The 24,620-nt window shown below is 49.2% G+C and carries 25 protein-coding genes and 1 pseudogene; 21 read left to right on the top strand and 5 right to left on the bottom strand.

Annotation, left to right across the window (positions count from 1 at the left end; all coding sequences use genetic code 11):
- The first annotated feature begins 8 nt into the window (after nucleotides 1–8).
- The 13 genes from ftsH (at nucleotide 9) to JG50_RS0108375 (ending at nucleotide 14,457) form a co-directional block, all read left to right on the top strand.
- Entirely contained in the window at nucleotides 9–2,036 is a 2,028-nt protein-coding gene (gene ftsH, locus JG50_RS0108440; RefSeq protein ID WP_033100683.1) for an ATP-dependent zinc metalloprotease FtsH, read from the top strand.
- A gap of 192 nt (nucleotides 2,037–2,228) precedes the next feature.
- Complete coding sequence (locus JG50_RS0108435) at nucleotides 2,229–3,014, top strand: type III pantothenate kinase (protein ID WP_033100682.1); 786 nt, start codon at nucleotides 2,229–2,231, stop codon at nucleotides 3,012–3,014.
- A 59-nt stretch (nucleotides 3,015–3,073) separates the two neighbouring features.
- Complete coding sequence (hslO, locus tag JG50_RS0108430; RefSeq protein WP_052154125.1) at nucleotides 3,074–3,943, top strand: Hsp33 family molecular chaperone HslO; 870 nt, start codon at nucleotides 3,074–3,076, stop codon at nucleotides 3,941–3,943.
- 313 nt (nucleotides 3,944–4,256) lie between these two features.
- The gene (gene cysK, locus JG50_RS0108425; protein ID WP_033100680.1) at nucleotides 4,257–5,180 is read left to right on the top strand and encodes a cysteine synthase A; all 924 of its coding nucleotides are present in this window, start codon (nucleotides 4,257–4,259) and stop codon (nucleotides 5,178–5,180) included.
- Between the two features lie 151 nt (nucleotides 5,181–5,331).
- Nucleotides 5,332–5,910 carry an anthranilate synthase component II gene (locus tag JG50_RS0108420; RefSeq protein ID WP_033100679.1) on the top strand — a complete coding sequence of 193 codons (579 nt, stop codon included), beginning with the start codon at nucleotides 5,332–5,334 and terminating at the stop codon, nucleotides 5,908–5,910.
- A gap of 31 nt (nucleotides 5,911–5,941) precedes the next feature.
- On the top strand, nucleotides 5,942–6,838 hold the full coding sequence (locus JG50_RS0108415) for an aminotransferase class IV (protein WP_052154124.1): 897 nt from the start codon (nucleotides 5,942–5,944) through the stop codon (nucleotides 6,836–6,838).
- Complete coding sequence (gene folP, locus JG50_RS0108410; protein ID WP_033100678.1) at nucleotides 6,819–7,658, top strand: dihydropteroate synthase; 840 nt, start codon at nucleotides 6,819–6,821, stop codon at nucleotides 7,656–7,658. The genes JG50_RS0108415 and folP overlap by 20 nt, the downstream gene beginning before the upstream one ends.
- 2 nt (nucleotides 7,659–7,660) lie before the next feature.
- Nucleotides 7,661–8,020 (top strand): dihydroneopterin aldolase, encoded by a 360-nt coding sequence (folB, locus tag JG50_RS0108405; protein WP_033100677.1) that lies wholly within the window; start codon nucleotides 7,661–7,663, stop codon nucleotides 8,018–8,020.
- A complete protein-coding gene (gene folK / locus JG50_RS0108400; RefSeq protein ID WP_033100676.1) occupies nucleotides 8,017–8,550 on the top strand; it encodes a 2-amino-4-hydroxy-6-hydroxymethyldihydropteridine diphosphokinase in 534 nt (177 codons plus the stop codon). The genes folB and folK overlap by 4 nt, the downstream gene beginning before the upstream one ends.
- Before the next feature lie 49 nt (nucleotides 8,551–8,599).
- Nucleotides 8,600–9,595 carry a tRNA dihydrouridine synthase DusB gene (gene dusB / locus JG50_RS0108395; RefSeq protein WP_033100675.1) on the top strand — a complete coding sequence of 332 codons (996 nt, stop codon included), beginning with the start codon at nucleotides 8,600–8,602 and terminating at the stop codon, nucleotides 9,593–9,595.
- Nucleotides 9,596–9,702: 107 nt separating this feature from the next.
- Entirely contained in the window at nucleotides 9,703–11,193 is a 1,491-nt protein-coding gene (lysS, locus tag JG50_RS0108390) for a lysine--tRNA ligase (RefSeq protein WP_033100674.1), read from the top strand.
- A gap of 876 nt (nucleotides 11,194–12,069) precedes the next feature.
- A complete protein-coding gene (locus tag JG50_RS0108380) occupies nucleotides 12,070–12,699 on the top strand; it encodes a nucleotide exchange factor GrpE (RefSeq protein ID WP_033100672.1) in 630 nt (209 codons plus the stop codon).
- Nucleotides 12,700–12,933: 234 nt separating this feature from the next.
- Nucleotides 12,934–14,457 (top strand): Hsp70 family protein, encoded by a 1,524-nt coding sequence (locus JG50_RS0108375; RefSeq protein ID WP_033100671.1) that lies wholly within the window; start codon nucleotides 12,934–12,936, stop codon nucleotides 14,455–14,457.
- Nucleotides 14,458–14,697: 240 nt separating this feature from the next.
- Here the strand turns inward: JG50_RS0108375 and sugE are convergent, their stop codons facing one another.
- Nucleotides 14,698–15,015: a quaternary ammonium compound efflux SMR transporter SugE gene (sugE, locus tag JG50_RS0108370; RefSeq protein ID WP_033100670.1), complete on the bottom strand. Its 318-nt coding sequence runs from the start codon at nucleotides 15,013–15,015 to the stop codon at nucleotides 14,698–14,700.
- 401 nt (nucleotides 15,016–15,416) lie between these two features.
- Between sugE and JG50_RS0108365 the strand changes: the two genes are divergently transcribed.
- From JG50_RS0108365 to JG50_RS0108355, 3 genes and pseudogenes are all read left to right on the top strand, one after another.
- The gene (locus JG50_RS0108365; RefSeq protein ID WP_033100669.1) at nucleotides 15,417–15,824 is read left to right on the top strand and encodes an aspartate 1-decarboxylase; all 408 of its coding nucleotides are present in this window, start codon (nucleotides 15,417–15,419) and stop codon (nucleotides 15,822–15,824) included.
- Nucleotides 15,811–16,050, top strand: a pseudogene (locus JG50_RS21055) (YheC/YheD family protein); the annotation flags it as partial. The gene JG50_RS0108365 and the pseudogene JG50_RS21055, both read left to right, overlap by 14 nt.
- Nucleotides 16,040–16,702 carry a YheC/YheD family protein gene (locus JG50_RS0108355; RefSeq protein ID WP_258560230.1) on the top strand — a complete coding sequence of 221 codons (663 nt, stop codon included), beginning with the start codon at nucleotides 16,040–16,042 and terminating at the stop codon, nucleotides 16,700–16,702. The pseudogene JG50_RS21055 and the gene JG50_RS0108355, both read left to right, overlap by 11 nt.
- Nucleotides 16,703–16,815: 113 nt before the next feature.
- Here JG50_RS0108355 and JG50_RS0108350 read toward each other — a convergent pair whose 3' ends face one another.
- Nucleotides 16,816–17,319, bottom strand: a complete 504-nt coding sequence (locus tag JG50_RS0108350) for a GNAT family N-acetyltransferase (RefSeq protein WP_033100666.1) — start codon at nucleotides 17,317–17,319, stop codon at nucleotides 16,816–16,818.
- Between the two features lie 442 nt (nucleotides 17,320–17,761).
- Here JG50_RS0108350 and JG50_RS0108345 point away from each other — a divergent pair, with 442 nt between their 5' ends.
- The 3 genes from JG50_RS0108345 (at nucleotide 17,762) to JG50_RS0108335 (ending at nucleotide 20,270) form a co-directional block, all read left to right on the top strand.
- Entirely contained in the window at nucleotides 17,762–18,679 is a 918-nt protein-coding gene (locus JG50_RS0108345) for a hypothetical protein (protein WP_152568520.1), read from the top strand.
- A gap of 64 nt (nucleotides 18,680–18,743) precedes the next feature.
- Entirely contained in the window at nucleotides 18,744–19,532 is a 789-nt protein-coding gene (locus JG50_RS0108340) for a hypothetical protein (RefSeq protein WP_033100664.1), read from the top strand.
- Nucleotides 19,533–19,580: 48 nt separating this feature from the next.
- Nucleotides 19,581–20,270 carry a hypothetical protein gene (locus tag JG50_RS0108335; RefSeq protein ID WP_033100663.1) on the top strand — a complete coding sequence of 230 codons (690 nt, stop codon included), beginning with the start codon at nucleotides 19,581–19,583 and terminating at the stop codon, nucleotides 20,268–20,270.
- Between the two features lie 44 nt (nucleotides 20,271–20,314).
- Here JG50_RS0108335 and JG50_RS0108330 read toward each other — a convergent pair whose 3' ends face one another.
- From JG50_RS0108330 to JG50_RS0108315, 3 genes are all read right to left on the bottom strand, one after another.
- Nucleotides 20,315–20,854 carry a hypothetical protein gene (locus tag JG50_RS0108330; RefSeq protein WP_033100662.1) on the bottom strand — a complete coding sequence of 180 codons (540 nt, stop codon included), beginning with the start codon at nucleotides 20,852–20,854 and terminating at the stop codon, nucleotides 20,315–20,317.
- A 27-nt stretch (nucleotides 20,855–20,881) separates the two neighbouring features.
- The gene (locus JG50_RS0108325) at nucleotides 20,882–21,208 is read right to left on the bottom strand and encodes a hypothetical protein (RefSeq protein ID WP_033100661.1); all 327 of its coding nucleotides are present in this window, start codon (nucleotides 21,206–21,208) and stop codon (nucleotides 20,882–20,884) included.
- Between the two features lie 197 nt (nucleotides 21,209–21,405).
- On the bottom strand, nucleotides 21,406–22,701 hold the full coding sequence (locus tag JG50_RS0108315; protein ID WP_033100659.1) for an MFS transporter: 1,296 nt from the start codon (nucleotides 22,699–22,701) through the stop codon (nucleotides 21,406–21,408).
- Between the two features lie 166 nt (nucleotides 22,702–22,867).
- Between JG50_RS0108315 and JG50_RS0108310 the strand changes: the two genes are divergently transcribed.
- Together JG50_RS0108310 and JG50_RS0108305 are read left to right on the top strand one after the other, a co-directional pair.
- Nucleotides 22,868–23,605 carry a protein kinase family protein gene (locus tag JG50_RS0108310; protein WP_033100658.1) on the top strand — a complete coding sequence of 246 codons (738 nt, stop codon included), beginning with the start codon at nucleotides 22,868–22,870 and terminating at the stop codon, nucleotides 23,603–23,605.
- Nucleotides 23,606–23,731: 126 nt separating this feature from the next.
- Nucleotides 23,732–24,517: a DUF169 domain-containing protein gene (locus tag JG50_RS0108305; RefSeq protein WP_033100657.1), complete on the top strand. Its 786-nt coding sequence runs from the start codon at nucleotides 23,732–23,734 to the stop codon at nucleotides 24,515–24,517.
- Nucleotides 24,518–24,620 lie beyond the last annotated feature (103 nt).

Raw genomic sequence — 24,620 nt, 5'->3', positions numbered from 1 at the left:
GGCCGGGGATGAAAAACTTCTTCCTCAGGAACGGAGTATTATATATTATCCTCATCCTAGTAACCATCGGGGTTGTGAATATGATCGCAAACCCGAGCACGGATACGACAACTTTGGATTATTCTCAATACAGGCAGATGCTCCTTCACAAGCAAGTGAACGACATTTCGATCCAGTTGGATAAAGGAACTTACCATATTACCGGCAAGTTCACAAATGACCCCAAGAAAAGCTTTGTCACCACTGCACCTGCCGGTGATGGCAGCACGGTCATTCAGGATTTGCAAAAGGCCAATGTTCGGATGAAAGTGGAGCCGACGAAGGGTGAATCCGTATGGCTCAGCTTCATTACATCCATCATTCCCTCGGTCATCATCCTACTTCTTATCTTTTTCATGTTAAACCAAGCTCAAGGCGGCGGCAGCCGTGTCATGAACTTCGGCAAGAGCAAGGCGAAACTGTACAATGATGAGAAGAAGCGGGTAACCTTTGATGATGTGGCAGGGGCAGATGAAGAGAAAGCTGAACTTGTTGAAATTGTGGATTTCTTGCGGGATAACCGCCGTTATGCGCAAATGGGCGCGCGCATTCCCAAAGGGGTACTGCTCGTCGGTCCGCCTGGTACGGGGAAAACTTTGCTTGCGCGAGCGGTTGCCGGTGAAGCAAAAGTCCCGTTTTTCTCGATCAGCGGTTCCGATTTTGTCGAAATGTTTGTCGGGGTGGGAGCTTCCCGTGTACGCGACTTGTTTGAACAAGCGAAGAAAAATGCTCCTTGCATTATTTTTATAGATGAGATCGATGCCGTTGGTCGTCAGCGCGGTGCCGGCCTGGGCGGAGGTCACGATGAACGCGAGCAGACGCTCAACCAGCTGTTGGTGGAAATGGATGGATTTGACGTCAATGCGGGAATTATTATCATGGCCGCAACCAACCGTCCCGATATCCTCGATCCGGCGCTGTTGCGTCCGGGACGTTTTGACCGTCAGATTTTGGTCAACCGTCCGGATGTGAAAGGCCGGGAAGCGGTATTGAAAGTGCACGCCCGCAACAAACCGCTGGCGGACAGTGTTAAATTGAGCGTGATTGCACAGAGGACGACCGGTTTTTCCGGAGCAGATCTGGAAAACCTGCTCAATGAGGCGGCATTGCTGGCAGCACGCAACAACAAGAAGAAAATCACCATGGAAGAAATCGTCGAAGCGGTTGACCGGGTAATCGCCGGCCCGCAGAAGAAAAGCCGCGTCATCAGTGAAAAAGAACGCAAGATTGTGGCATATCACGAAGCCGGCCACGTAATCTGCGGCTACTACCTGGAGAATGCGGATATCGTTCACAAAGTAACCATTGTTCCCCGCGGTCAGGCCGGGGGTTATGCGATGATGTTGCCCAAAGAGGATCGCTACCTGGCAACCAAAGGCGAACTTCTCGATCGGGTTACCGGTTTGTTGGGCGGTCGCGTGGCCGAAGAGGTTTTCTTCGGGGAGATCAGCACGGGAGCAAGCAATGACTTCGAGAAAGCAACCAGCATCGTTCGTGCGATGATTACCGAATACGGGATGAGCGACAAGCTGGCGACGATGATTTTCGGGCGTTCCCAAGGTCAGGTATTCCTGGGCCGTGACCTCGGTCATGAGCAAAACTACAGCGATAAAGTGGCATATGAAATCGACATGGAAATGCAAGAGATGATTCGCAAATGCTACAATCGCGCCAAAAACCTGATCATCGAACATCGCGATAAACTGGAATTGCTTGCGCAAACGCTTCTTGTTCGTGAAACCTTGGATGAAGAACAAATTAAGCAGCTTCTCGAAAACGGGAAGTTGGATGATGATGACGTGAAGGTGACGATCCAGGGGAAAGAGGAAAAAGAGAAGGACGAGAGCAGCGTCTCCCATGAAACAAAGAATTCCGGTGATACCTCCTATACCAACGGAGCATCCGCATTGAACGAGTTGGATGAAGAGCCGGATAAAAATTCGATTGTCCACAATGATTCGGATTCAACCAATCCGGACGGAAACCGAACGGTTTAACGGGAAAAGAGGCGGGAAAACGCCTCTTTTTTCTATGATCCTGTCTTTGCATGTACAGTCGTGGGGCCTGTTTCACCGGATTGATGGCCTCCACGACTCTGCCGGGTTGCTTTGGTGAGCTCCCGATGCCATTGTCCAATAAACCGGAGATTGCTAAGATGTAGGTGATTATACCAAAAGCGGGTGTCAAAAATGAAGAAAATCGATCAACTTTTATTAGTGATGGATGTGGGAAATACCAATATCGTGTTAGGGGTTTACCATAAAGATCATCTTCTCCATCACTGGCGTCTGCAAACCGATCGCAATGCCACCGAAGATGAGTACGGGGTGTTGCTGAAAAATTTGTTAAGCCACGAAGGATTGTCGTTAAATGAGATCGGCGGTGTCATCATCTCCTCGGTTGTTCCTCCGCTCACCATCGTCTTGACGCGGCTGACACAAAAATACATGAATCAGACGCCTTTGATTCTCGGGCCCGGGGTAAAAACCGGACTGAACATCAAATATGACAATCCGAGAGAAGTGGGGGCCGACCGTATTGCCAATGCCGTAGCCGCACTGGAACTCTACGGGGCGCCGCTCATCATCGTGGACTTCGGCACGGCTACCACTTTTTGCTTCATCGATGAAGAGGGGCATTATGTTGGCGGAGCGATTACCCCTGGGGTAAACATTTCCGCTGAAGCTTTATACCAAAGAGCGGCCAAGCTGACGCGGGTGGAAATTGTCAAGCCGGATTCAGTCGTCGGCCGGAATACCGTACACGCGGTGCAGGCAGGCATTTATTACGGCTATGTGGGGGTTGTCGATGAAATTGTGACACGGATGAAAGCCCTGTTGAAAAAGCGCCCCAAAGTAGTGGCGACCGGCGGATTGGCCCAACTCATCTGCGGAGATACTAAAACAATCGATATCGTGAACCCCCACCTGACTCTGGAAGGGCTGAAACTCATTTATGAACGAAATCAAAAGTAAGACTCTGCCAAACTGCAGGATTCAGTTACTGTCGTCAAGGATTGAAGGAGGAAACCAACATGGGTGATTATGCGATTCGAGCCATCTCAGCGAACGGGCAGGTGCGTGGGTTTGCTGCCCTCACGACGGAGTTGGTGCAAGAATTGCAGCGTCGTCATCAGACATTGCCCGTGGTCAGCGCGGCTTTGGGAAGAACGGCTACCATGGGAGCTTTGATGGGATTGACGCTTAAGGAAGAAAAACATAAGGTAACCCTTCAGGTGCAGGGAGACGGACCGATCGGGCAGATCGTGGCGGACGCGAACGGGAGAGGGGAAGTTCGCGGCTATGTGGATAACCCGGCCGTGGAAGGCAATCAGGACTATAAATTGGATGTAGCTTCCGCCGTGGGAAAAGGGAGCATTTATGTCATCAAAGACCTGGGGCTAAAGGAACCCTATCGCGGAACTTCGCCGATCATCTCCGGGGAATTGGCCGAAGACTTTACTTATTATTTGACCGTATCGGAGCAGATCCCCTCTTCCGTCGGGCTGGGAGTCCTGGTGCAGAAGGAGAAAATCCTCGTATCCGGTGGTTATATGATTCAGGTATTGCCGGGCGCCGATGATGAAACGATCAGCCGGCTGGAACAGCGAATTTCCGAGCTCAAGTCGATTACGGAGCGATTGAAAGAAGGGGAAACCCCTGAGAAATTGCTCGCTTTCCTGATGGGGAATGATTTGGAGATCCTGCATCGGGAGCCGGTGCAGTTTGCCTGCAATTGTTCCCGCACCAAAACGGAAGCGATGCTGAAAGCGCTGGGCAGAGAGGAACTGGAATCCATTTTGCGTGAATTGGGGCAAGCAGAGGTGATTTGCCACTTCTGCAACGAAAAATATCTGTTCAGTGCCGGTGATCTGGAAAAGCTGATTTCCTCTTTTGACCGGTAAAGGCTTTTGACAAGCTTTAAACAGAAGCGAATGGGTGCTTTTTTTTCAGCGACCTTTGCGATGAAGGAGCCGGGAGCAGAGTAAAGCCCTGTGGCCCGGCGGATTCCTGTTCGGGATTTTGTCAACCGGCAGAACAGCCCTTCTTCTTCATTCAGCAGAAGGGAAAACCGTTGGCTTCGCGGGTGCATGGATCAGCCCGAAATTCCCGCCAAGCAGCCCTCAAAATGAGAAAAATGGATTGATCCATGGTCCTATGATTCGCTATACTAGGGTTTAATTCTGATCAACTAAATCGGATTAGGAGGGGTTCGCGATGCGAGTGGTCAACAACGTTTTGGATTTGATCGGGCAGACGCCATTGGTGAAACTGAACCGCGTAGTCGGGAAATCGGATGCTGATGTGTTTCTCAAGTTGGAGTTTTTCAATCCCGGAGGAAGTGTCAAGGACCGGATTGCTTTGAGCATGATAGAAGGAGCAGAAAAAAGGGGCGAACTAAAGCCGGGCGATACGATTGTGGAACCGACCAGCGGAAATACCGGAATCGGACTGGCGATGGTGGCTGCTGCCAAAGGTTACCGCGCCCTTCTGGTCATGCCGGATACCATGAGCATGGAGCGTCGCAATCTGTTGAAAGCATATGGGGCCGAATTGGTGCTGACCCCCGGTGCCGAAGGAATGAAGGGAGCGATCGCCAAAGCGGAAGAAATTGCGCGCGAAAACCCCAATGCCTATATGCCTCAGCAATTCAGCAATCAGGATAACGTCAAGATTCATTATGAAACCACTGCGGTGGAAATCATCGAACAAACAGGCGGCGACTTTGACGCTTTTGTGGCCGGTGTGGGAACAGGCGGCACGATTACCGGTGTCGGGAAACGGTTAAAAGAGAAATTTCCCCATATTCAAGTGATTGCGGTTGAACCGGTTCATTCTCCCGTATTATCCGGCGGCAAACCGGGGCCTCATAAAATCCAGGGAATCGGTGCGGGATTTGTACCGGAAATTTTGGATACGCAAATTTACGATGAAGTGATCCAGATCGGGAACGAGGAAGCGTTTGACTGGGCGCGCCGTGTGGCCCGCGAGGAAGGAATTCTTGTCGGCATTTCCTCGGGAGCTGCTGTGGCCGCTGCGGTTAAAGTAGCCCGTCGCCTGGGTGTCGGCAAGAAAGTGGTTACCGTTTCTCCGAGCAACGGTGAACGGTATCTGACCACGCCGTTGTACCAGTTTGATTAATCGAATCATGACCTGTTCCAAGCTGTCCCTTTTTCCGGGATGGCTTTTTTGGCTTGAAGAGAGAATGACAGATGAAGATTGATTATGCATGTGTTAAAATAATGTGATTAGAAGAGCTTAGATAAGATCAGGTGAGAGGAGAAGAGAAAAGATGATTCTCATGATTGACAACTATGATTCGTTTACGTACAACTTGGTTCAATATCTTGGAGAACTGGGTGAGAATTTGACAGTGGTGCGCAATGATGAGCTCACCGTTGATGGAATAGAAAAGGAGAACCCGCAGGCGATTGTGCTGTCGCCGGGGCCGGGAACGCCGCGGGAAGCAGGGATTTGCCTTGATGTGGTCAAGCACCTGTCCGGGAAAATGCCGATCCTGGGCGTATGTCTCGGACATCAGGCGATCGCCGAGGCATTTGGCGGGGAAGTGATCCGGGCGGGACGTCTTATGCACGGAAAAACTTCCGAGGTGCTCCATGACGGAGAAACCATTTTCAGCGGGCTTCCTTCCCCTGTGACGATGACCCGCTACCATTCCCTGATCGTCAATCCGGATCGGTTGCCTGAAGAGCTGGTTGTCAGCGCGAAAACGGCGGAAGGTGAAATCATGGGAATACGACACCGCTTTTTGCCGGTGGAGGGTGTGCAATTTCACCCTGAAGCGATTTTGAGTGAACATGGAAAAACGCTTTTGGCCAACTTCCTGCAAACCTATGTCAAACAGAATTGATTTCCTCAAGCGGGAATGGAAGGGGAATCCCATGGGAACGATCATGATGAACGGACGGCTCGTTAGGGAAGAGGAAGCGGTGGTTTCCGTCTTTGATCACGGCCTGCTGTACGGAGTGGGGGCATTTGAAACGATGCGCCTTTATGATGGTCATCTGTTTTTGTTTGCCGATCACCTCGAACGTTTGGAGGCCGGGCTGAAGCGAATGGCCATCAAGTCTCCGCATTCTCCCGATGAGTGGCGGGGCCAGATTGATACATTGATCAGAGAGACCGGATATACCTCGGGAGTCGTCCGCCTGATGGTGACCGGCGGAAATGCGGGGGCAGGGCTGGGTTCCGGCTATGATCAGCCGAACAGCTTTGTCTGGCTGCGTCCGCTCCCCTTTTCTCCGGGAGAGCCTTTTAACCGCGGAAGAAAGATGAAAACGGTATCTGTTTCCCGCCAAGCGATCGGGGGAGCGGAGCCGTACAAGACAAATAACTATCTGAACAGCATCCTGGCCAGGCAGGAGCTGGGCCAATTGTCGGATACCGAAGGATTGATGCTCACTCCCGATGGCTATGTGGCAGAAGGAATCGTCAGCAACCTTTTTTTTGTGAAAAATGGCGTGTTGTACACACCGTCGCTGGATCTCGGGATTTTAAACGGAGTGACGCGCCGCTTTATCCTGCGCCTGGCAGCGCTGCTCGGCATTCCGGTAAAAGAGGGTGCCTTTTCTCCCTCTTTTCTGTACGATTCTGACGAAATCTTTATCGCTAACTCATTGCTTGAAATTGTCCCGGTCACCGAATGGGAAGGGCGGGAGTGGTTTCAGTTTCCTTTGACGAAACGCCTGATTGAAGCCTATCATCAATATGTGACATGGCTGACTGACAGCGATGAGTTGCGCGGGAAGGGCGAAACAAATGACGAATCAAGTGATTGAAGCTGGACCTTATCAACTTTCTTACCACAATCGCACATTGGTGATGGGAATATTAAATGTGACACCCGACTCTTTCTCCGATGGCGGAAAATATGACCGGATCGACCGGGCGGTTCGCCATGCCCGGCAGTTGGCGCAGGACGGAGCGGACATCATCGACATCGGCGGTGAATCCACCCGGCCGGGAGCGGAACCGGTTTCCCTTGAAGAGGAACTGGAGCGGGTTCTGCCCGTGATTGAGGTTTTGACAAAGGAAATTGATCTTCCGCTATCGGTTGACACCTATAAAGCGGAAGTCGCGCGGCAGGCGATCCGGGCGGGTGCGCATATCATCAATGATGTCTGGGGAGCAAAAAAAGATCCGGAGATGGCGCACGTGGCCGCGGAATTGGATGTTCCCCTCATCCTGATGCACAATCGCCGTGAAGCCCGGTATCATTCCCTGGTCGAAGAGGTATGCGGGGATTTGCTCGAGTCCGTTCGCCTGGCAAAAGAGGCGGGAGTAAAAGATCACAATATCATCCTTGACCCCGGGATCGGCTTTGCCAAGAATTATGAGGAAAATTTAATTGTCATGCGCAATTTGCACCGCATTGTCCAATTGGGGTATCCCGTCCTGTTGGGAACTTCGCGCAAATCGATGATTGGCCGCACATTGGGACTCCCGCCGCAAGAGCGGATGGAAGGGACGGCGGCGACCGTGGCGTTCGGGATTACCAAAGGATGTCAGATCGTGCGGGTTCACGATGTGAAACAGATGGTGCGGGTATGCCGGATGATGGATGCACTTGTCTATGAATCGTCCGTGAAGGAGGCATAGCCGTGGACAAAATTTTGCTGAACGGAATGTGCTTTTACGCTTATCATGGGGCATTTCCGGAGGAAAACAGATTGGGGCAGCGGTTTTACGTCGATCTGGAAATGAGGCTTGATCTGAAAGCGGCCGGAGAGAGCGACGACCTGAGCAAGACCGTAAATTACGCGGATGTATACGAATTGGTCAAAAAGGAAACGACGGAAACACAAGTGAAATTGATCGAAACGCTGGCAGAGAGGATCGCGGCCAGCCTCCTTTCCGTTTTTCCGATCGCCGAGGTCCGGGTGCGTGTCACAAAGCCGGACCCGCCCATCCCCGGATACTATCAATCAGTCGGTGTCGAGATCGTGAGGAGAAGAGCATGAATCCTCAAACAACCGCCTATCTGGGTTTGGGAGCCAATCTGGGAGATCGTCCGGGCCAGCTGAAAAAAGCGATTGAGCTGCTGCACCAGAGCGAAGACATTCTGGTTACCGGCGTTTCTTCTGTCTATGAAACGGCCCCGGTCGGATTTACACGGCAACCCGATTTCTACAATCTCGTGGTCGAAGTGAAAACGGCGCTGTCCCCTTTTGCACTGCTCGCCCGGGTGCTGGACATCGAGAAAAAATTGCACCGGGTCCGCGAGATTCGCTGGGGGCCCCGCACCATTGACATTGATCTGCTTCTCTATGATGAGCAAATCATTACTGCGGATAAATTGACCATTCCTCATCCGCGAATGACGGAGCGCGCTTTTGTCTTGATTCCTTTGCGTGAAGTGGCGGGAAATATACGGATTCCGGGAACGGACAAGACGCTCGAGGAATGGATCAGCCACTTGCCGCCCGATCAGGAGATCAAAAAGCTTTCGCCGCTCAGTGATCTTTTCACGGAACGCCAGTTGTTCATATAAATGGTTTCATATGAAAAGGTATTATTGGAATGGAAGGAGGTTGTTTCCGATGCTGAAGATTGGTGATATCGAGCTGAAAAACAGGGTTGTGCTGGCTCCGATGGCCGGTGTCTGCAATCCCGCCTTCCGCCTGATTGCCAAGGAGTTTGGAGTCGGGCTTGTCTGTGCGGAAATGGTAAGCGACAAAGCGATTTTGCACGGCAACAAGCGGACAAAAGAGATGCTGTTCGTCGACGAACGGGAAAAACCGCTCAGTTTGCAAATCTTCGGCGGCGACAAGAAAACGCTTGTCGAAGCAGCCAAAGTGGTTGACGAGCAAACCAATGCGGATATCATTGATATCAATATGGGCTGCCCGGTTCCAAAAGTCGTGAAATGCGATGCCGGGGCACGCTGGCTTCTCGATCCGAACAAAATCGAGGAGATGGTTTCCGCAGTGGTGGAAGCCGTCAAAAAGCCGGTTACCGTGAAAATGCGCATGGGCTGGGATGAGGATCATATCTATGCCGTGGAAAACGCCCAGGCCGTGGAGCGCGCCGGCGGCAAAGCAGTTGCCGTTCACGGACGGACCCGGCAGCAAATGTACAGAGGCAAGGCGAATTGGGATATTATCCGCCAAGTGAAAGAAGCAGTGAAGATTCCGGTCATTGGCAACGGTGACGTATTGACACCCGAAGATGCAAAACGCATGCTGGATACCACCGGCTGTGACGGGGTGATGATCGGGCGCGGTGCTTTGGGGAATCCTTGGATGCTCTACCGTACGGTTCACTATCTGGAAACGGGGGAACTTTTGCCCGAACCGTCGCCGCAAGAGAAGATGGAGATCGCCGTGTTGCACATGGACCGGCTCGTTCGTCTTCGCGGGGAACGGATCGCCGTCAGGGAAATGCGCAAGCATGCCGCCTGGTATCTGAAAGGGCTGCCCGGTGCTTCCAAAATCAAAGATCTCGTCAACCAGCAGGAAACACGGGATGGAATGGCACAGCTTTTATTGAATTTTGCTGCTGAGGCAGAAGAGAGAAGACAAAAAGAACCGGCGTAAGCATTGCGTTTTGTCGAGTGCGGGCGGATGGCTCCCGGCTTTTTTGCCGCCCGCTTTTCTACATATGCAGGAGGCCGGATTGGCAAGAAATGAAGGAGTGATGAATCATGTCTCATGAAGAACACAGCGATCTGTTTCAGGTGCGCCGGGATAAGTTGGATCGCCTCAGAGAGAGGGGAATTGATCCTTTCGGACACAAGTTTGAACGAACGGCAACCGCCCGTGACATTCTGAGTCAGTATGAATCTTTATCCAAAGAAGAACTGGCGGAGAAAAATATCGAGGTTTCCATTGCCGGGCGATTGATGGCAAAACGCCAGCAAGGCAAAGCCTCTTTTGCCCATTTGCAGGATATGAGCGGACGCGTGCAAATCTACGTCCGCCTGGACCGGGTCGGGGAAGAACAGTACGAAGCGTTTGGACTGGCTGATCTCGGCGACTTTCTGGGAATCAAGGGTGTTGTTTTTAAAACGAATCGCGGTGAACTGAGCGTCAAGGCGGATGAAGTCGTCTTTCTCACCAAATCGTTGCTGCCGCTCCCAGAAAAATACCATGGCCTGAAAGATGTGGAGCTTCGGTACCGCAAACGTTATCTCGATCTGATCATGAATCCGGAAGTAAAGGATACCTTTATCGCCCGGAGTAAAATCATCTCTTCAATCCGTCGTTATCTCGATGAAAAAGGTTACCTGGAAGTGGAGACGCCCACGATGCATCCGATTGCCGGCGGGGCTGCGGCTCGTCCGTTTATCACCCATCACAATGCATTGGACATGACCCTCTACATGCGCATTGCGATCGAACTTCATCTGAAGCGCCTCATTGTCGGCGGGATTGAAAAAGTGTATGAGATTGGTCGCGTCTACCGCAACGAGGGGATTTCCACCCGGCACAATCCGGAGTTCACCATGTTGGAACTGTACGAAGCATATGCCGATTTCCATGATATCATGAACCTGACCGAAAACCTGATCAGCCACGCGGCCAAAGAAGTTCTCGGCACAACCCGGATCGAGTATCAGGGGCATGAGGTGGATCTGTCTCCGGGCTGGGCGCGCAAATCGATGGTCGAACTGGTCAAGGAGCACACAGGTGTTGATTTCAGCCGGCAAATGACTGATGAAGAAGCGCATCGCCTGGCCAAGGAACATGGTGTGAACGTTACGGATTCGATGAAATTCGGCCATATCGTCAACGAATTTTTTGAACAAAAGGTTGAAGACAAACTGATTCAACCGACCTTTGTTTACGGTCACCCGGTTGAAATTTCCCCGTTGGCGAAAAAGAACGAACAAGACCCGCGCTTTACGGACCGCTTTGAATTGTTCATCGTGGGCCGCGAACACGCCAACGCCTTTTCTGAGTTGAATGACCCGATTGATCAGCGTGAGCGGTTTGAACAGCAAGTGAAGGAAAAAGCGGCAGGCAATGATGAAGCGCATCCGATGGATGAAGATTTCCTCGAAGCGCTCGAGTACGGGATGCCGCCAACCGGCGGACTGGGCATCGGCATTGACCGCCTGGTGATGTTGTTGACCAATCAGCCTTCGATCCGCGATGTGCTCCTGTTCCCGCATATGCGTGAACAACAAGGTTAAACAAAGTTATCCACATTTTGTTCACAACCGGGAAGAAAAATGTGGATAAGTTGTGAATAAAGCAGCCTTTCCTCGGGGCTGCTTTTTTTATTGGAATCTGAATGCCAGAAAGAAAATGATAATATATTCGGATGATTGGAGGATTTTTCCTCTTTTTGAAGAATAAATCATTACACCCTTTTTTTGTTTCATGAGTCCAGAGCGGGGGGAGGGGCTGTGATGGCGGACAAGTGCACTTGTTCAAATTGTGGAGCAAAGTCCTTATACATTCAGTTTTTTCAATTTGAAGGCAAGCATTATTGCCGGTTGTGCCTGACCGATCAATTGCAAAAGGTCAAAAAAAAGCGGTTCTTCCGGCTCTTTGTCAGATTCCCTGAAATTCGCAGGCCCAGGGAGAGGAAGATCAAAATAACCGTTAAACGCAATTTTGAAAGTTTTACTGATCGAAGCCCTGGTTGAAGGGGCTTTTTGTTTTCGGTTTTCAGGTGCAGGAACTTTTTCCTGCCTAGCGAATAGATAGAAGGGCCGTAAAATTAAGGGTTCCTTAAAGATAAATAATCCTTGTCTAAATGTAGGAAAGGGTCTATAATTGCCCTAGGTTACGCAGTAGCGACCCATTCCCTCTTTTTGGCTATTTTCCGTATTTTCTTTCTTATTTGGAATGGAGTAACCCTATCTGTAAATATTATATTTGGATTACAAATGTTTTTGCACATATACTTGCGACATTATTTATGTTATTAGTAAAATTATATAAGGCAAAAGAGAAAACGTGACACGGAGATTGGTTTCCTTCTATCGGCTTAATATTTTACAGATAGTTTAGCCTTTATATAAATTTGAATTTAAAATCGACAACATCGGGGAGGTTAAGCTATGGGTCCCAGGAAAGAGAACCATAGATTCTTTGAACAGAGCAACCATCTTTCATTGCCTGAATCCCGTTTTGGCTTAGCGAGGCGAGAGAATGCGATCAGAGAGGTGAAAGAGACCAGGCCTGACAGGCAACATCAGCAGGTTCTTTCCATGCTGTCTTCCTTGCAGCAGAATTTTGCCTCTTTGCTTCAGGTAGTAACCAATCGCCTGAGTTACGATAAAACAAAAGAAGTGGCTTTCGACCGGCTGTATAAGGAAATGGAAGAGCTGAAACAGGATCAGGAGCTTAACCAGCTTCGTCCTCTATATATTGACCTGATTTTGCTGATTGATCGCATGAATAACATTTATAATGACAAGTTGGAAGTGGGGGAGAAAAATCCTGAGCTTGTCAATATTTTGCAGACGCTCAGCCATGAAGTATTGGAGATTTTGTACAGGCGTGGCGTCGAGTTGATCGTTGCGCCATCGAATAAATTCGATCCGCGCATTCAGCAAGTCGTCGAAGTCATACCCACCAAAAATCCGGCAGAAGATAATTTGGTTGTCCATATGGTACGACATGGGTTTAAATATAAAGAAGTGGTTCTCCGCCCTGAAGAAGTAGTAGTGAAAAAGTACCATCCCTGATTCAACAAAGCGAATGGTTCCCCGCGGCTTTTTCTCCCTCAAACCGGGACGGGAGAAGCAGCCGCAAATGCCATATGCCTTTTTAAAAACGAGAGATGGGATTCCCATCTTTTCGTTTTCATTTATTGCAAGATCATCATCCACTTTTTGCCTCTCTTACATAAGATCTTTTTTCTAATCACGGTTTCTTTTTTTGGCTGATTCACATGGAAGTGAACGAAGGAGTGAAAAAAGATGGGAAGAGTTGTAGGGATCGACCTGGGAACAACTTATTCGGCGATCGCTATAGTCAACAATTACGGCAAACCAGAGATATTGACGAACCGCGAAGGAGAACGGATTACCCCATCAGTCGTTCTCTTTGATAACCGCGATGTCATCGTCGGAAGTATCGCAAAGCGCTCGGCTGTAGCCAGCCCCTTTAATGTCGTGCAGTTTGTCAAAAGGCAGATCGGGGACAAATCATGGAAGTTCCAGACCGATAACAAGGAAGATTTTACTCCGGAAGAAATCTCCGCGATGATCTTGCGCCGTCTGAAAGAAGATGCTGAGACGCTGCTGAATGAAGAGATCGAAGATGCAGTGATCACCGTTCCGGCTTATTTTGACGACGCGCAGCGGAAAGCGACGCAGGATGCCGGACGGATCGCGGGCCTCAACGTTTTGCGCATCATTAACGAACCGACCGCAGCCGCCCTTGCCTACGGGTTGAACAAAATGAACCAGGAACAAAACCTTCTGGTCTATGATCTCGGAGGCGGTACGTTTGACGTCACCATCATGAATCTGTCTCCGCAGGGCCTGCGTGTGCTATCCACGGGTGGAGCCAAAAATTTGGGCGGATTCGATTGGGACAACGCCGTGATGGCTTACCTGAATGAGGAGTTTAAAAAGCAGGGCGGGATTGATCTTCTGGAAGATCCGATGCTGGAGCAAGATCTCCGGGATAAAGCGGAGATTGCCAAAAAGACCCTTTCTGTGCGGGATCGTACCAACGTCTTCCTCTCCGCCAACGGGTTAAACACATCGGTGACGCTGACCCGGACAAAATTTGACGAGATCACTGCGCATCTTCTCACCCGAACGAAAAAAATCATGGAGTTTGTGCTGGAAGATGCCCAACTGAATTGGAAGGATATTGATAAAGTGCTCCTTGTCGGCGGTTCGACCCGCATGAGACAGGTACCGGCCATGATTGAGCGCGTCACTGGTAAAAAACCGTCACTGGATGTCAACCCCGACGAAGTGGTCGCGATGGGAGCGGCGATCCAGGGAGCCATTTTGCAAGTGAAACAAGGAAAGGCCGATCCTCAGCTTACCAGCGTTTTCCCTGTGGTTAATGTGCAGGATGTCAATTCGCACAGCATGGGGGTTGTGGCGCTCGATGAAGAAGGACGTGAATTCAACTCCATCGTTTTGCGCAAAGATACGCCGATCCCCTGCAAAGTGAGCGGGCACTATACCACCACGGTCGATCATCAGACGCGATTGCATTTACAGATCACCGAAGGAGAGTACAGTGAGCTCGATTATGTAAAAATCGTCGGTGAAGGCATGATCGATCTCCCTGAATACCCCAAAGGCGCACCGCTGGAAGTCATCTTTGAATACGACAGCGACGGTATCATTCATATCACTGTGATTGATTCGACCCAGGGGGCCCGGCTTGGAGAGCTTCAGATCCAGCGTACGTCCAACCTGACCGAGTCGGAAGTGATTGAAAAGAGACGACGTGTGGCGCAGCTGGCGATTGGATAAACATAAGCGAAAGCATCTTTTTATTGCAATTATTATTCATCATGAATTGTAACCTGACCATCAGGTAAAAAACGGGAAGCTGAGTCTTCCCGTTTTTTAATTTCCGTGGTTTTTGTCCTTTTTACCGAGGCCGGACGGTTTCCGACTGTCTCTTCTTGCGATCATCAGGGGAAAAACCCTGAGACGGTTCCGGTATATCCTTTGGCAACCACATGCGTTGTTTATGCTTTTAAATCTTGTTTACCGGGTTGTCAGTTTCAAACCGATAATGCCGATCAGAATCAGGCTGAGAAAGAGAAGGCGGCCGGGATCACGGGGTTCATTAAACAAGATCATTCCCAGAAGGATCGCTCCCAATGCTCCGATGCCTGTCCAGACGGCATAGGCGGTGCCAATTGGCAGTGTTTTGGTTGCCAAGGAGAGAAAGGTAATGCTCAGAACCATACCGGCAATGGTGATCAAGGAAGGAATAAGCCGGGTAAAACCTTGCGTGTATTTCATCCCGATGGCCCATACCACTTCAAAGATACCGGCAATCAAGAGATAAAGCCATGCCATAAGAAAATCCTCCTTTGATAAAATGTTTCATTGCGCACCCCACGGAGAGTGTGGCGTCCCCTGACCACCCCCGAAAACGTGAGGAGGTCGGCGGTACCACACGACGCGATTGCAATTGAAAAGGCCCGGGAGCGATATCCTGATTGATATCCTCCCGGGCTTTTCGCCCTTCATGTACACAGTTTGCCACTGTGCGTTTTCTCCCGAACCGGACCAGCGACAATGCTGCGGCTCCCTGGAAAACCTCCTGTTTATTCTAACATAAGACCAGATTGCTTGGCGAAATATCGCGGTTTGGGAAAGCCGATGTCGAGCGGCTCAACCCCTTCAGGACAAGTTTCATCTGCGTTCTTGCCAACATAGTATGACGTGGGACAGACGCAAAAGGGAGGATTTTAATCATGCTGTGCTTGTTCTGCAAAGGGAAAATCCACAAGGCACTCGTAACAGAAGCAGACCTTGATTACCAAGGGAGTATTACCATTGATGAGATTTTAATGCAAAAAGCGAACATCCTGCCCTTTGAAATGGTGCAAATCAACGGTTACCGAACCGGGCAGACATGGAGAACTTACGCGATTCCTGCTCCTCCCGGCTCAGGAACGATCTGCCTCAACGGTCCCCCCTCCCGCCTGTTTCAACCGGGTGATTATGTTGCGATCCTGAGTCTGGCTTATCTGAATCCCCAAGAAATGGACGGTTTTCAACATACAACGGTTTATGTGGATGAACAAAATAAAGTGACGGAGACAAAAACAACAGCGTTTCAATCTGCTCACTTCCAGGAGGCAAGCGATGGTTCAATTTGATCCCCAAAGAAGATTTATCAATAAGTGGGAAATGTATAAATTCCTGTCCCAAGAGGAAATCAAGCCGGGACTCCTCCCGTTTACGGTCTTGTACGAAAAGGAAGCCGACCTTGTCCCGATGCTCCGCCGTTATCACTGCATTTATGTGAAACCGATCTCCACTTGGGGCGGGGAAGGGATATTCCGGATTCAGCTTCAGGATTGCCCTGATTCCTTTGTTTTGTCATCTCAAGGGGAAGAGCTCAAAGTTTTTTTCGATGAACAGGAAGATGGCTCTGCGAATGGAAAAAAAGAATTATATTATCCAACAGAGTGCACCCATCCGCCAGAGCAACGACCGGCCGATGGATATTCGCGTCCACATGCAAAAAGGGAGCGACGGCACCTGGCACTATGCAGGTGATCTGGTCCGAATCGGCGGGGAAAATGCGATCGTTTCTAATGTCAAAATCAGCAATGGCCGCGTTCATCCCACCGATGAGATCCTGAAAGAGGAGACGCAAGAAATCAGACAAAAGCTGGAGGAAGTTTCTTTTAAAATTTGCCGGCTGCTGGATCAAATTTATGATTATGACGAAGTGGGGATCGATTTTGGGGTGGATCATGAGCAGAACCCCTGGATCATTGAGGTTAACACCAATGATGCGATCGGAATGCCCAGCCATGAACTGTTCGCGGAACTGCCCGATGCTTCGGTTTATATGCGGATGATGGAACGGACGTTTGAACGATTCCGTGTACCGCTGATTCTCCGCGAAGCTTTTTTTGCGGAAACGCTCCCTCCGTTTGAGTGCGATCCGGACGAATGGTTATCGGAAAATGATCTGAGCAGCGCTCTCGACGAAGTGTTGGAGAAATACCGCCCGGATGAATCATGATTCTCATCCGGACCGCAAATGGCGCCAGCCGTCCAATTCCCGGGGACGGCTTTTTTGTTGCAGATCGGGACGCGTCAGCCCCTGCCGAAGGTCAAGAGAAGACCCGTTTATTCTCAGTTCATAACCCTTTTGCCCATGATCACCAAATCGCGCTCCACTTCGTCCAGTTCGGCCACCTTCGGCAGATATCCCCACCGTTCAAAGCCAAATTTGGCGAACAACCTTAAACTGGGTTCATTATGGGCAAAGATAAACCCCAGCAAGGTCTTGATTCTGAGACGGGGGCAGCTTTCAATCGCTTTTTTTAAAAAATGGTATCCAAGTCCCTTTCCTCTTGCCTTTTCGCTCAGATAAATACTGATTTCCGCCGTACTTTGATAAGCGGGCCGGCCATAGAACGATTGAAAACTGAGCCAACCGCATACCTCCCCCTGATATTCCAGCATCCACAAGGGACGGGAGTCTGCCGAGTGTTCATAAAACCATTTTTCCCTGCTCTTCACCGTCACCGGTTGGGTGTCTGCGGTTACCATCCTTCCGGCAATCGTGGCATTATAAATTTCAACAATTCGTGTCAAGTCCTCGATGGTTGCATCCCGAATTACAACGTTTTCCATTAATTGACTCCCCTCCGGAAGTTAATCGATTAAGATCAGTTATGAATAAATGGGACAAATTTATGGATTTGGACACAAAATTCACTAGAATGAATATTATAAATAATACTTAATAAAGGTATAATTTTACCATGTAATCTATAGTAACACTCTAATACATATTGCGGGAAGGATTGAACTTCATGTCGGTGAATTTTCAGTGAAATGGAATAATTTTCATGAGAAGAGAGGCCGAAGGATGAAGTTTGTCTTCTTTTCCGGCCGGTTTTTCATCATGTGTTGAACATCAGGGAGAAAGGACGGTGAACCGGTTACGGAAGGCAATGGAGAGGGAGGGAAATGGCATTATGGCTTTGGAAGAACCGGAGCATGATCCCGGCATCACCTGTTTTCCGTAACGATCAGTATGCGAAACAGCATCTATCGATGGATCATGGCTTTTTTGATCGCAGTGGTTGGAGTCGGCATTTCATTTGGACAAGGCATTGTTTATGCAGAAGCGGGAGGGATCTCCGTTCCCCATGTGAGTGACCATTTTGATAAGCCGAAGGAAGGTCCGAAGCCGGCCCCGCAACAGTCGATAAACAAGTCGGAGGTAAAAGCGCAGAAACCGCCGTCTTCAAAGCCTGGAGTGTGGGAGCTGTACGGCAAGACCGCGGATTCGGATACGTATAAAACCACAAAATTGATTCTAAACGATATAATGGTGTCAAAGTACGCAACAATAGAAGATATTATTGAGAATGATTTCAGAGATGGAAATGTTTTAACTTTGGGAGGAAAAGTTTCAGTTTCCTCCAAATTTTACCTCATTGGGTCAGCGATTGTCCGGGATTCTTTAGGAATCAGGCTTGATAACGGTTGGATGGATGCCTGGGATGGTCTTGATCATCTTGTACAGATGGGTCAAGCAATTAAGTGGAGCAATCTCGGTCATGCGGCTCGTACTTTGACTAATGCAGGAATCGGTGGTTACGGTGGTAACCTCAAAAATGCAATAGGCGTAGTATCAAATGTAAGTTGGCCAAGCTCTGCCCTTGCAAAAGTAGGGGGAGTCATAGGGATCGGCTTTTCCGCGATTGAATCGGGAAGCGGATTTGCCAAAGCTTTTACGGCCCAAGCAGGCAGTCAAGATCAGTCCGATGGTTTTTGGAACGGTATTGGCGGCCTGGGGAATATGGCGATGGCGGCAGCACCATTTGCTGCGGCTTGTCCGCCTCTGGCAGTAGGAATGGCCGTGGGTGGCGGAATTGTTTGGGCAGGGGCTACCATTTTTAAACATACGGATGTTGGCAAAAAGATAGCCAAATCTGCGGTAGGTGCAGTCAAGAGTGTTGCCAAGAAGTTATGGCCTTTTTAAACGGGTAACAATCGGGTTTTTCACCCGATTGTTACTGAATATTTTCTGAAGGTGAGGGATGGCAATGGCAACTCCAAAACATATTTTGTCTATTATTGAACAGCATAAACAGCCAGGAGAATATTATAATATTGGACCAGAGCTTATTCTGGTGCAAAATCAACGCTACTACGGTGCATCTTATCATCGTGGAAGGGATGTTGTTGGATATTTAATAGTGCATGAAAATGGGGAACTTCCTCCAAAAAATGAAGTTGAAGAGCAACTTTTGATAGCAATAGGGATTACCCATATAGCCCAGGTCTATCGAACTTTTTTTCTCAGAGCGTCTAAAAGGAAATTAACCTTGACCAAAATGGCACGAAATCTCCTGTTGAAATTGAAGAGGTCGACTGAAAACATCAAAGAGACCGATTATCAGGTTTCTCTTGATCGTTTTCTGGATATGACGCAGACAATGCTAAAAGAGCAGGAGCTGGCCAGAAACGTTACAGGAGAAATGACCAAGTTTATCGAGAAAGGAATACAGAGTGGAGTAATGACAATGGCTTCCTACGAAGAGATGCAGGAATACCAATTTAAGATCGGCAAGGCCTTTTTTAATCAAAACTATATTCAGATGAAGACTTATGAGGACCGGAAAAAAGTGGTTGCTTATCTCTATCAATACCGTAAATGGATTAGCGCACTCTTGTTGTCGTTCTATAATCAACAGCTTTTGACCGACCGGGTGAACGAAAGAGATCGTCAAGATTTCGATAGGGCTAAGAGAAGGTTTTTGGAAGGAAAGAAGTTGCAAGAAGATGAAGAAGAATTCCAAAAAGCATTGTCCGCATTGAGAAATCCAGATTAAAACCATCAACTCTACAAAGAAATGTTTAATAAATGGGTGATCGGATTCATGAGATACTTCTTGGATGGATTTTCCTTTTATAAAAGAAATTTTGTGGCGATATTGGTGCTGGCGTTGACGACGACACTGCCGCTATTGTTGTTGTCCGACTTTTTGTCCACCTTTATGACTGCTTATAACCTTGCACTGGGAGTTCCGTTTCTCATGAGAATTCCGCAGTATATCATCTCCCTTACTTTTATGTTTGTCATCGAGATTCCCTTTATTTACATGGCCAATGAGTGGATGAACCAGGAGCGGCCCACTTATGGGGAAGTTTACTCCACCTTTTTTGAAAATCTTTTTCCCGTTTATGTGATCGGGGCGATTACGGCATTTTTGGTTGCTTTTGGGTCGATGTTGTTTATTATTCCGGGAATTGTTTTAATGGTCTGGTTCATGAATTTTCCTTATGTCGCTGTGATCGAAAAACACCGCTGGTTCACCGCTTGGAAAAGAACGTTCTCCATCGGCAAAGCGAAGTTTTTTCCGATTCTGGGGATCTCTGTTCTGCTGATGATCGTGACACTGATTGTTAATCTGCTGTTTCAGTTCATCGTCGTGGAATTGACCGGAACATTGCTCGTTTACGGTGTGGCGCAAATCTTGTTTAACATGCTGTTCGTCCCCTATGTGACCGGGGTAACAACCTTTTATTTCCGCGATTGGGCGGGGATTACGAACAAATGGGAATGGTAAAGAAAGCATATAGTCAACAAAACGGGAGGGAGATTCCCCTCCCGTTAGCCGTTAAATAGCAGAGAGAAGGAGCTGACCGGCAATAGCAGGGTAATGAGGCCGAGCAATAATAAAAGGGCGAATCCAAGGCTGAAGCCAAAGAGAGTGATCCCGTAGCGGTAGTAGAAGCATTTCTCCCCTGTCCGGCGGTTATAGTAAATTTTCTTTTTATCGCCGGGGGCAGGGAGAATTAGGTCGTACCAATCAGTATAAAACTGTCTCTTATTAAAAAATGTAAAGAGGTTTTTCCCATCAGATGTATCCCAGATGGATTCATTTCCTTCAGGGTCTACATAGGAAAGAACTAACGAATCAATTTCCCATATAGGTGCCCTGCGTCTGGAGTCGAGATAGACCGGTTGATCCAATTTCACCCTTTTTACCTCAACCACTGTCGCTTCCAAGATCACGGCATCTTTTAAAAATGCTTTCAGCTCTTTTCTTTTGGCCCGGATATCCGAGAAGGATAAGTAGAAAACAAAAAAAACAGCAATCGCAATAACGAGAAATAAGAGAGATAAAGCGATGGTTTCGATTATTTCCATGTCAAATCATCCTGTCTGTAGCGAGACTCATGTTGTAGAAGCGGCGATGGGAATGATGAGGATCACCGTAGCAAGAATGGTTGTGCCAATGAGCATGCAGATGACGATAATGGCCATTTTCCAAAATGCAAAATCTGCCGCCCAGGAATTGACGAAGTTTATCAATTTTTTCATCACATTTGATGTGAAAAACAGATACAGGACAAAAATGACAATAAAGGCGTAGGACAGGCCCCAAGGCAGCATGAAATTAACAAACTCCGTATCAGCTTTCAAACGCATTAATAGTGCGATTAACATGACAAGAGAAATAGAGAACGCATACAAGAATGCTCTAAGCAATCTTTTTGGCATTTGTCTCCTCCTGACTGATTTTTCTTCGCAAATAAGTATTGGTTCGTGCTGGAAACTCAATGGCAAGCGTAACAAGGTCATGGCCATTTGTCAATGTATAATTGTAAAATTTATAAAATATGTAATTGTTTATTGTTTGATAACGGGGTTTCGCCGCCGGAGGGACAGGTCCTTGCGGGAAACCCTCTTTCTTTGTTTTACGCGGTGCCTGTCTCCGCACCGGACGCTTTTTCATCAGCGAGTGCCTGCCTCTTTCCTTTTTCCAGATCGACCACCAGCAGCAGGATGATACCGATGATGAAAAAGAGGGCGAGCGAGGCAATGCCGTTTCGGCTGGAACCGGTGAGTTGACCGACAAGACCGAAGACGGCGGGGCCGAAAATGGCGGAGAATTTCCCGCACAAGCCGTAAAAGCCGAAGAACTCGGCATTTTTATGAACAGGGACGAGCAGGCTGAACAGGGAGCGGGAAAGGGACTGGCTGCCTCCTTGAACGAAGCCGACGAAAACGGCCAGCAAATAGAAGTGAACCGCGTTCTTCATAAAGTATCCCAAAATGACGATGAGCAGGTAGCAGATCAGGGTGACAATCAGAGCCGGTTTGCCGCCGATGCGCCTGGCGATGTTTCCGAACAGGAAGGTGCAGGGAATCCCGACGAATTGGGTGATGAGGAGTGCAGCGATGAGGTCGGTTTGACCGATCCCGATTTCCGTGCCATAGATGGTTGCCATCTTGATGATCGTGTTGATGCCGTCGTTAAAAAACCAGAAGGCGATGAGGAATTTGAGCAGTTCGGGGTATTTTCGCACCTGGGTGAGGCTGGTCCATACCCGCCGGACTCCGGTTTTGGCAAGAATGAGCATCGGGGGAACGGGTTTCTTAGGTGCGCGTTCCCTGACATGACGGAACAAGGGAAGAGAGAAGACCCACCACCAGATGCCGACACTGAGGAAGGAAAGTTGCGTGGCGGCCAGCTTTGTCAGGAAAAAGCGGTCGTGGAATTGGATGAGTGCGAGGCTGAGGGCCAGCAACAAGCCTCCGCCGATGTAACCGTAGGCATAGCCGGTGGTGGAAACCTGATCCCGACTGGCTTCGGGAGCAACATCCGTGAGAAAGGCATCGTAAAAAGTGGTTGCGCCGGCAAAGGCGAGAGAGCCGATGAGGACGAGTATCGAAGCCCACAGCCATTCTCCTTCCCCGATCGTGGCCATCAGAATTGAAGAGACAGCGCCCAGGGCAGTGAAAAAACGCAAAAAACCTTTCTTTCCTTTACCGGCATCAGCGATGGCGCCGAGCACCGGGGAAAGGAGGACGATGAGAAAGAGTGAGACGGATTGGGTATAGCCCCAGTATGCCGTTGCCGTGGTCGGGCCCAGGTTCTTGCCGGCCACGCCCGAGTAAAAAATGGGCATGACGGTGGCCAGAATGGTGGTGGAAAAAGCAGAGTTGGCCCAGTCATACATCGCCCAGGAGCGAATGATTTTTTTGTCCATAGGGGTCCTCCATATCTGAATTGTCTAAATTGATTGCCTCATTTATAAGTGTATCATACGGATTTTCCGGTTTGCATGCGATTTGGCGATTTTGGCGGTTGACTACTCTCTCTGCCATGATCGTGATAGAATGAAGCGTAGTAGGTGTGAAAAAGGGGAAGGGGAAATGAAGCCAAAGACACAAGGAGAGTGGATTAAAGGTACATACCGTGTGGTAAAGGCGTTTCCGTTTGTCATCGGAACCCTTTATTTCACAGAGCTTCGCCTTGACAGCGGTGATGTTGCAACCCGCTTCATTCATGCATTGGACATAGAACCGGTCCGGGACCGCATTCGTGTTGAGTCGGTTTTCCATCGTGATGAAATTGTATTTTTCCCGGTTCGGGACGCATTTGTGGAAGAGGATGTGTTGTACCAGGTATTTCACCGGATGGAAGGCACGCTGCTCGCACATCACTTGAGCAGATGTTCTCCACTTCCGTTTTCTGAAGGGCTGCGGTTGATTCGGAGGATCGTGAATCATCTGCGCCGGCTGTATGATCAAAGGCAATTTACACTGGTCCATCCCCAAAACATGGTGTTAACCACTGACAGATCCCTTCGTTTTTTATACGGGGGAAGACTCGGTTTTTTGCCCAAAGGGGTGGGAATGGACTTCTCCCTTTACTCACCTGACCAAGAAAGGGATATGCTGTACGATTCGTATACATTGGGAGTGCTTATCTATCAGATTTTAACAGGAAACAATCCGATGGGGCAAGGATTGACGATTACACCCCTTTCAACGGTTCGCCGCGATTGTCCGCCTGAATTAAATGAATTGGTGATGCGTTCCTTTTCGTTTGACATGGGAAAGCGCCCCCGGATCGAGGAGTATGCCCGTCTGCTGAATTGGCTGGCTTGATCTCCATCTCGTATGCTGGTTGCCGGCATCGTTTAATCAATGCCGGCATTTTTCTGCGATCCGGCAAAGAATGATCTGATAAAATGGAATTATAAGATAAATGCATGGGATAGGAGAGTGGCCGGAATGGAAATGGCAAAACTGGCAGAAACGATTGAGAAATACGTGCGTCCGGATACATTTCCCCTGGGGATCACGGTCGTAAAAGAAAAGCTGCCGGAAGGAAAATGGAAACGACCCTTTCGCGACTTCGGAGTGACCTTGACCATTTGCCAGGCGATCACGATGTCCCGACGGTATGGTTGGAGCCTCGCCATGGGGGATGAAGACCTTTCGTGTCCCATCGCCAAAGTCGCCTTCGGTTTTAAGGAGAGTTTGCCCTATTATGAAGAAGGAACGCTCGCCTGCGGAATGTATACGGAAACGATGGAAGCGGGAAGAAACGCCGAGGCTGCCGTCCCGAAGTTTTCCGAAGCGGATCGGGGCACGGTTGTGGTCGGTCCGCTTGCCCGAATCGGCCATGAACCGGATTTGGTGCTTGTCTATGGCAATTCGGCGCAAGTGATGCGTCTGGTTGCTGCAGCGCTGTATAAACGGGGAGGCTCGTTAACCTCTCATTTCAGCGCGCGGGCCGATTGTGCCGATATCGTTGTCCGCACCAAACAGACAGGGGAACCGCAAGTGATTCTTCCGTGTTACGGGGACCGGGTGTTTGGGCAAACGCACGATCAAGAGATGGCATTTTCGTTTCCGTATGCTTGGGCGCAGGAAATCGCCGAGGGGCTTGCCGGTACCCACAAGGGTGGCGTCCGCTATCCCATTCCCACTTTTTTGCGCTATGAAGCCGCGTTTCCGGCCACCTATGAGAGGATGAATCAGATGTGGAAAGAGATGGAGAATGAAACCACCTGAAAATCAAGCAGGCGGGATGCGGTGCTTTTTCGGATCAGGGCATTGCATCCCGCTTTTTTTGCAAACCGGGCCGGCGCTGATTCAGCACGGCTTTTTTCTGAGG

Source organism: Thermoactinomyces daqus (genome assembly GCF_000763315.1).
GTDB classification, from domain to species: Bacteria; Bacillota; Bacilli; order Thermoactinomycetales; family Thermoactinomycetaceae; genus Thermoactinomyces_A; species Thermoactinomyces_A daqus.
Note: the sequence above shows the minus strand (reverse complement) of the source record. Positions and strands in the feature narration are given on the sequence as shown.

What these genes read in the sequence shown, in the direction of transcription:
- ftsH (WP_033100683.1), top strand. Translation starts at nt 9, where the DNA reads ATGAAAAACTTCTTCCTCAGGAACGGAGTATTATATATTATCCTCATC.
- JG50_RS0108435 (WP_033100682.1), top strand. Translation starts at nt 2,229, where the DNA reads ATGAAGAAAATCGATCAACTTTTATTAGTGATGGATGTGGGAAATACC.
- hslO (WP_052154125.1), top strand. Translation starts at nt 3,074, where the DNA reads ATGGGTGATTATGCGATTCGAGCCATCTCAGCGAACGGGCAGGTGCGT.
- cysK (WP_033100680.1), top strand. Translation starts at nt 4,257, where the DNA reads ATGCGAGTGGTCAACAACGTTTTGGATTTGATCGGGCAGACGCCATTG.
- JG50_RS0108420 (WP_033100679.1), top strand. Translation starts at nt 5,332, where the DNA reads ATGATTCTCATGATTGACAACTATGATTCGTTTACGTACAACTTGGTT.
- JG50_RS0108415 (WP_052154124.1), top strand. Translation starts at nt 5,942, where the DNA reads ATGGGAACGATCATGATGAACGGACGGCTCGTTAGGGAAGAGGAAGCG.
- folP (WP_033100678.1), top strand. Translation starts at nt 6,819, where the DNA reads ATGACGAATCAAGTGATTGAAGCTGGACCTTATCAACTTTCTTACCAC.
- folK (WP_033100676.1), top strand. Translation starts at nt 8,017, where the DNA reads ATGAATCCTCAAACAACCGCCTATCTGGGTTTGGGAGCCAATCTGGGA.
- dusB (WP_033100675.1), top strand. Translation starts at nt 8,600, where the DNA reads ATGCTGAAGATTGGTGATATCGAGCTGAAAAACAGGGTTGTGCTGGCT.
- lysS (WP_033100674.1), top strand. Translation starts at nt 9,703, where the DNA reads ATGTCTCATGAAGAACACAGCGATCTGTTTCAGGTGCGCCGGGATAAG.
- JG50_RS0108380 (WP_033100672.1), top strand. Translation starts at nt 12,070, where the DNA reads ATGGGTCCCAGGAAAGAGAACCATAGATTCTTTGAACAGAGCAACCAT.
- JG50_RS0108375 (WP_033100671.1), top strand. Translation starts at nt 12,934, where the DNA reads ATGGGAAGAGTTGTAGGGATCGACCTGGGAACAACTTATTCGGCGATC.
- sugE (WP_033100670.1), bottom strand. Translation starts at nt 15,015, where the DNA reads ATGGCATGGCTTTATCTCTTGATTGCCGGTATCTTTGAAGTGGTATGG.
- JG50_RS0108365 (WP_033100669.1), top strand. Translation starts at nt 15,417, where the DNA reads ATGCTGTGCTTGTTCTGCAAAGGGAAAATCCACAAGGCACTCGTAACA.
- JG50_RS0108350 (WP_033100666.1), bottom strand. Translation starts at nt 17,319, where the DNA reads ATGGAAAACGTTGTAATTCGGGATGCAACCATCGAGGACTTGACACGA.
- JG50_RS0108340 (WP_033100664.1), top strand. Translation starts at nt 18,744, where the DNA reads ATGGCAACTCCAAAACATATTTTGTCTATTATTGAACAGCATAAACAG.
- JG50_RS0108335 (WP_033100663.1), top strand. Translation starts at nt 19,581, where the DNA reads ATGAGATACTTCTTGGATGGATTTTCCTTTTATAAAAGAAATTTTGTG.
- JG50_RS0108330 (WP_033100662.1), bottom strand. Translation starts at nt 20,854, where the DNA reads ATGGAAATAATCGAAACCATCGCTTTATCTCTCTTATTTCTCGTTATT.
- JG50_RS0108325 (WP_033100661.1), bottom strand. Translation starts at nt 21,208, where the DNA reads ATGCCAAAAAGATTGCTTAGAGCATTCTTGTATGCGTTCTCTATTTCT.
- JG50_RS0108315 (WP_033100659.1), bottom strand. Translation starts at nt 22,701, where the DNA reads ATGGACAAAAAAATCATTCGCTCCTGGGCGATGTATGACTGGGCCAAC.
- JG50_RS0108310 (WP_033100658.1), top strand. Translation starts at nt 22,868, where the DNA reads ATGAAGCCAAAGACACAAGGAGAGTGGATTAAAGGTACATACCGTGTG.
- JG50_RS0108305 (WP_033100657.1), top strand. Translation starts at nt 23,732, where the DNA reads ATGGAAATGGCAAAACTGGCAGAAACGATTGAGAAATACGTGCGTCCG.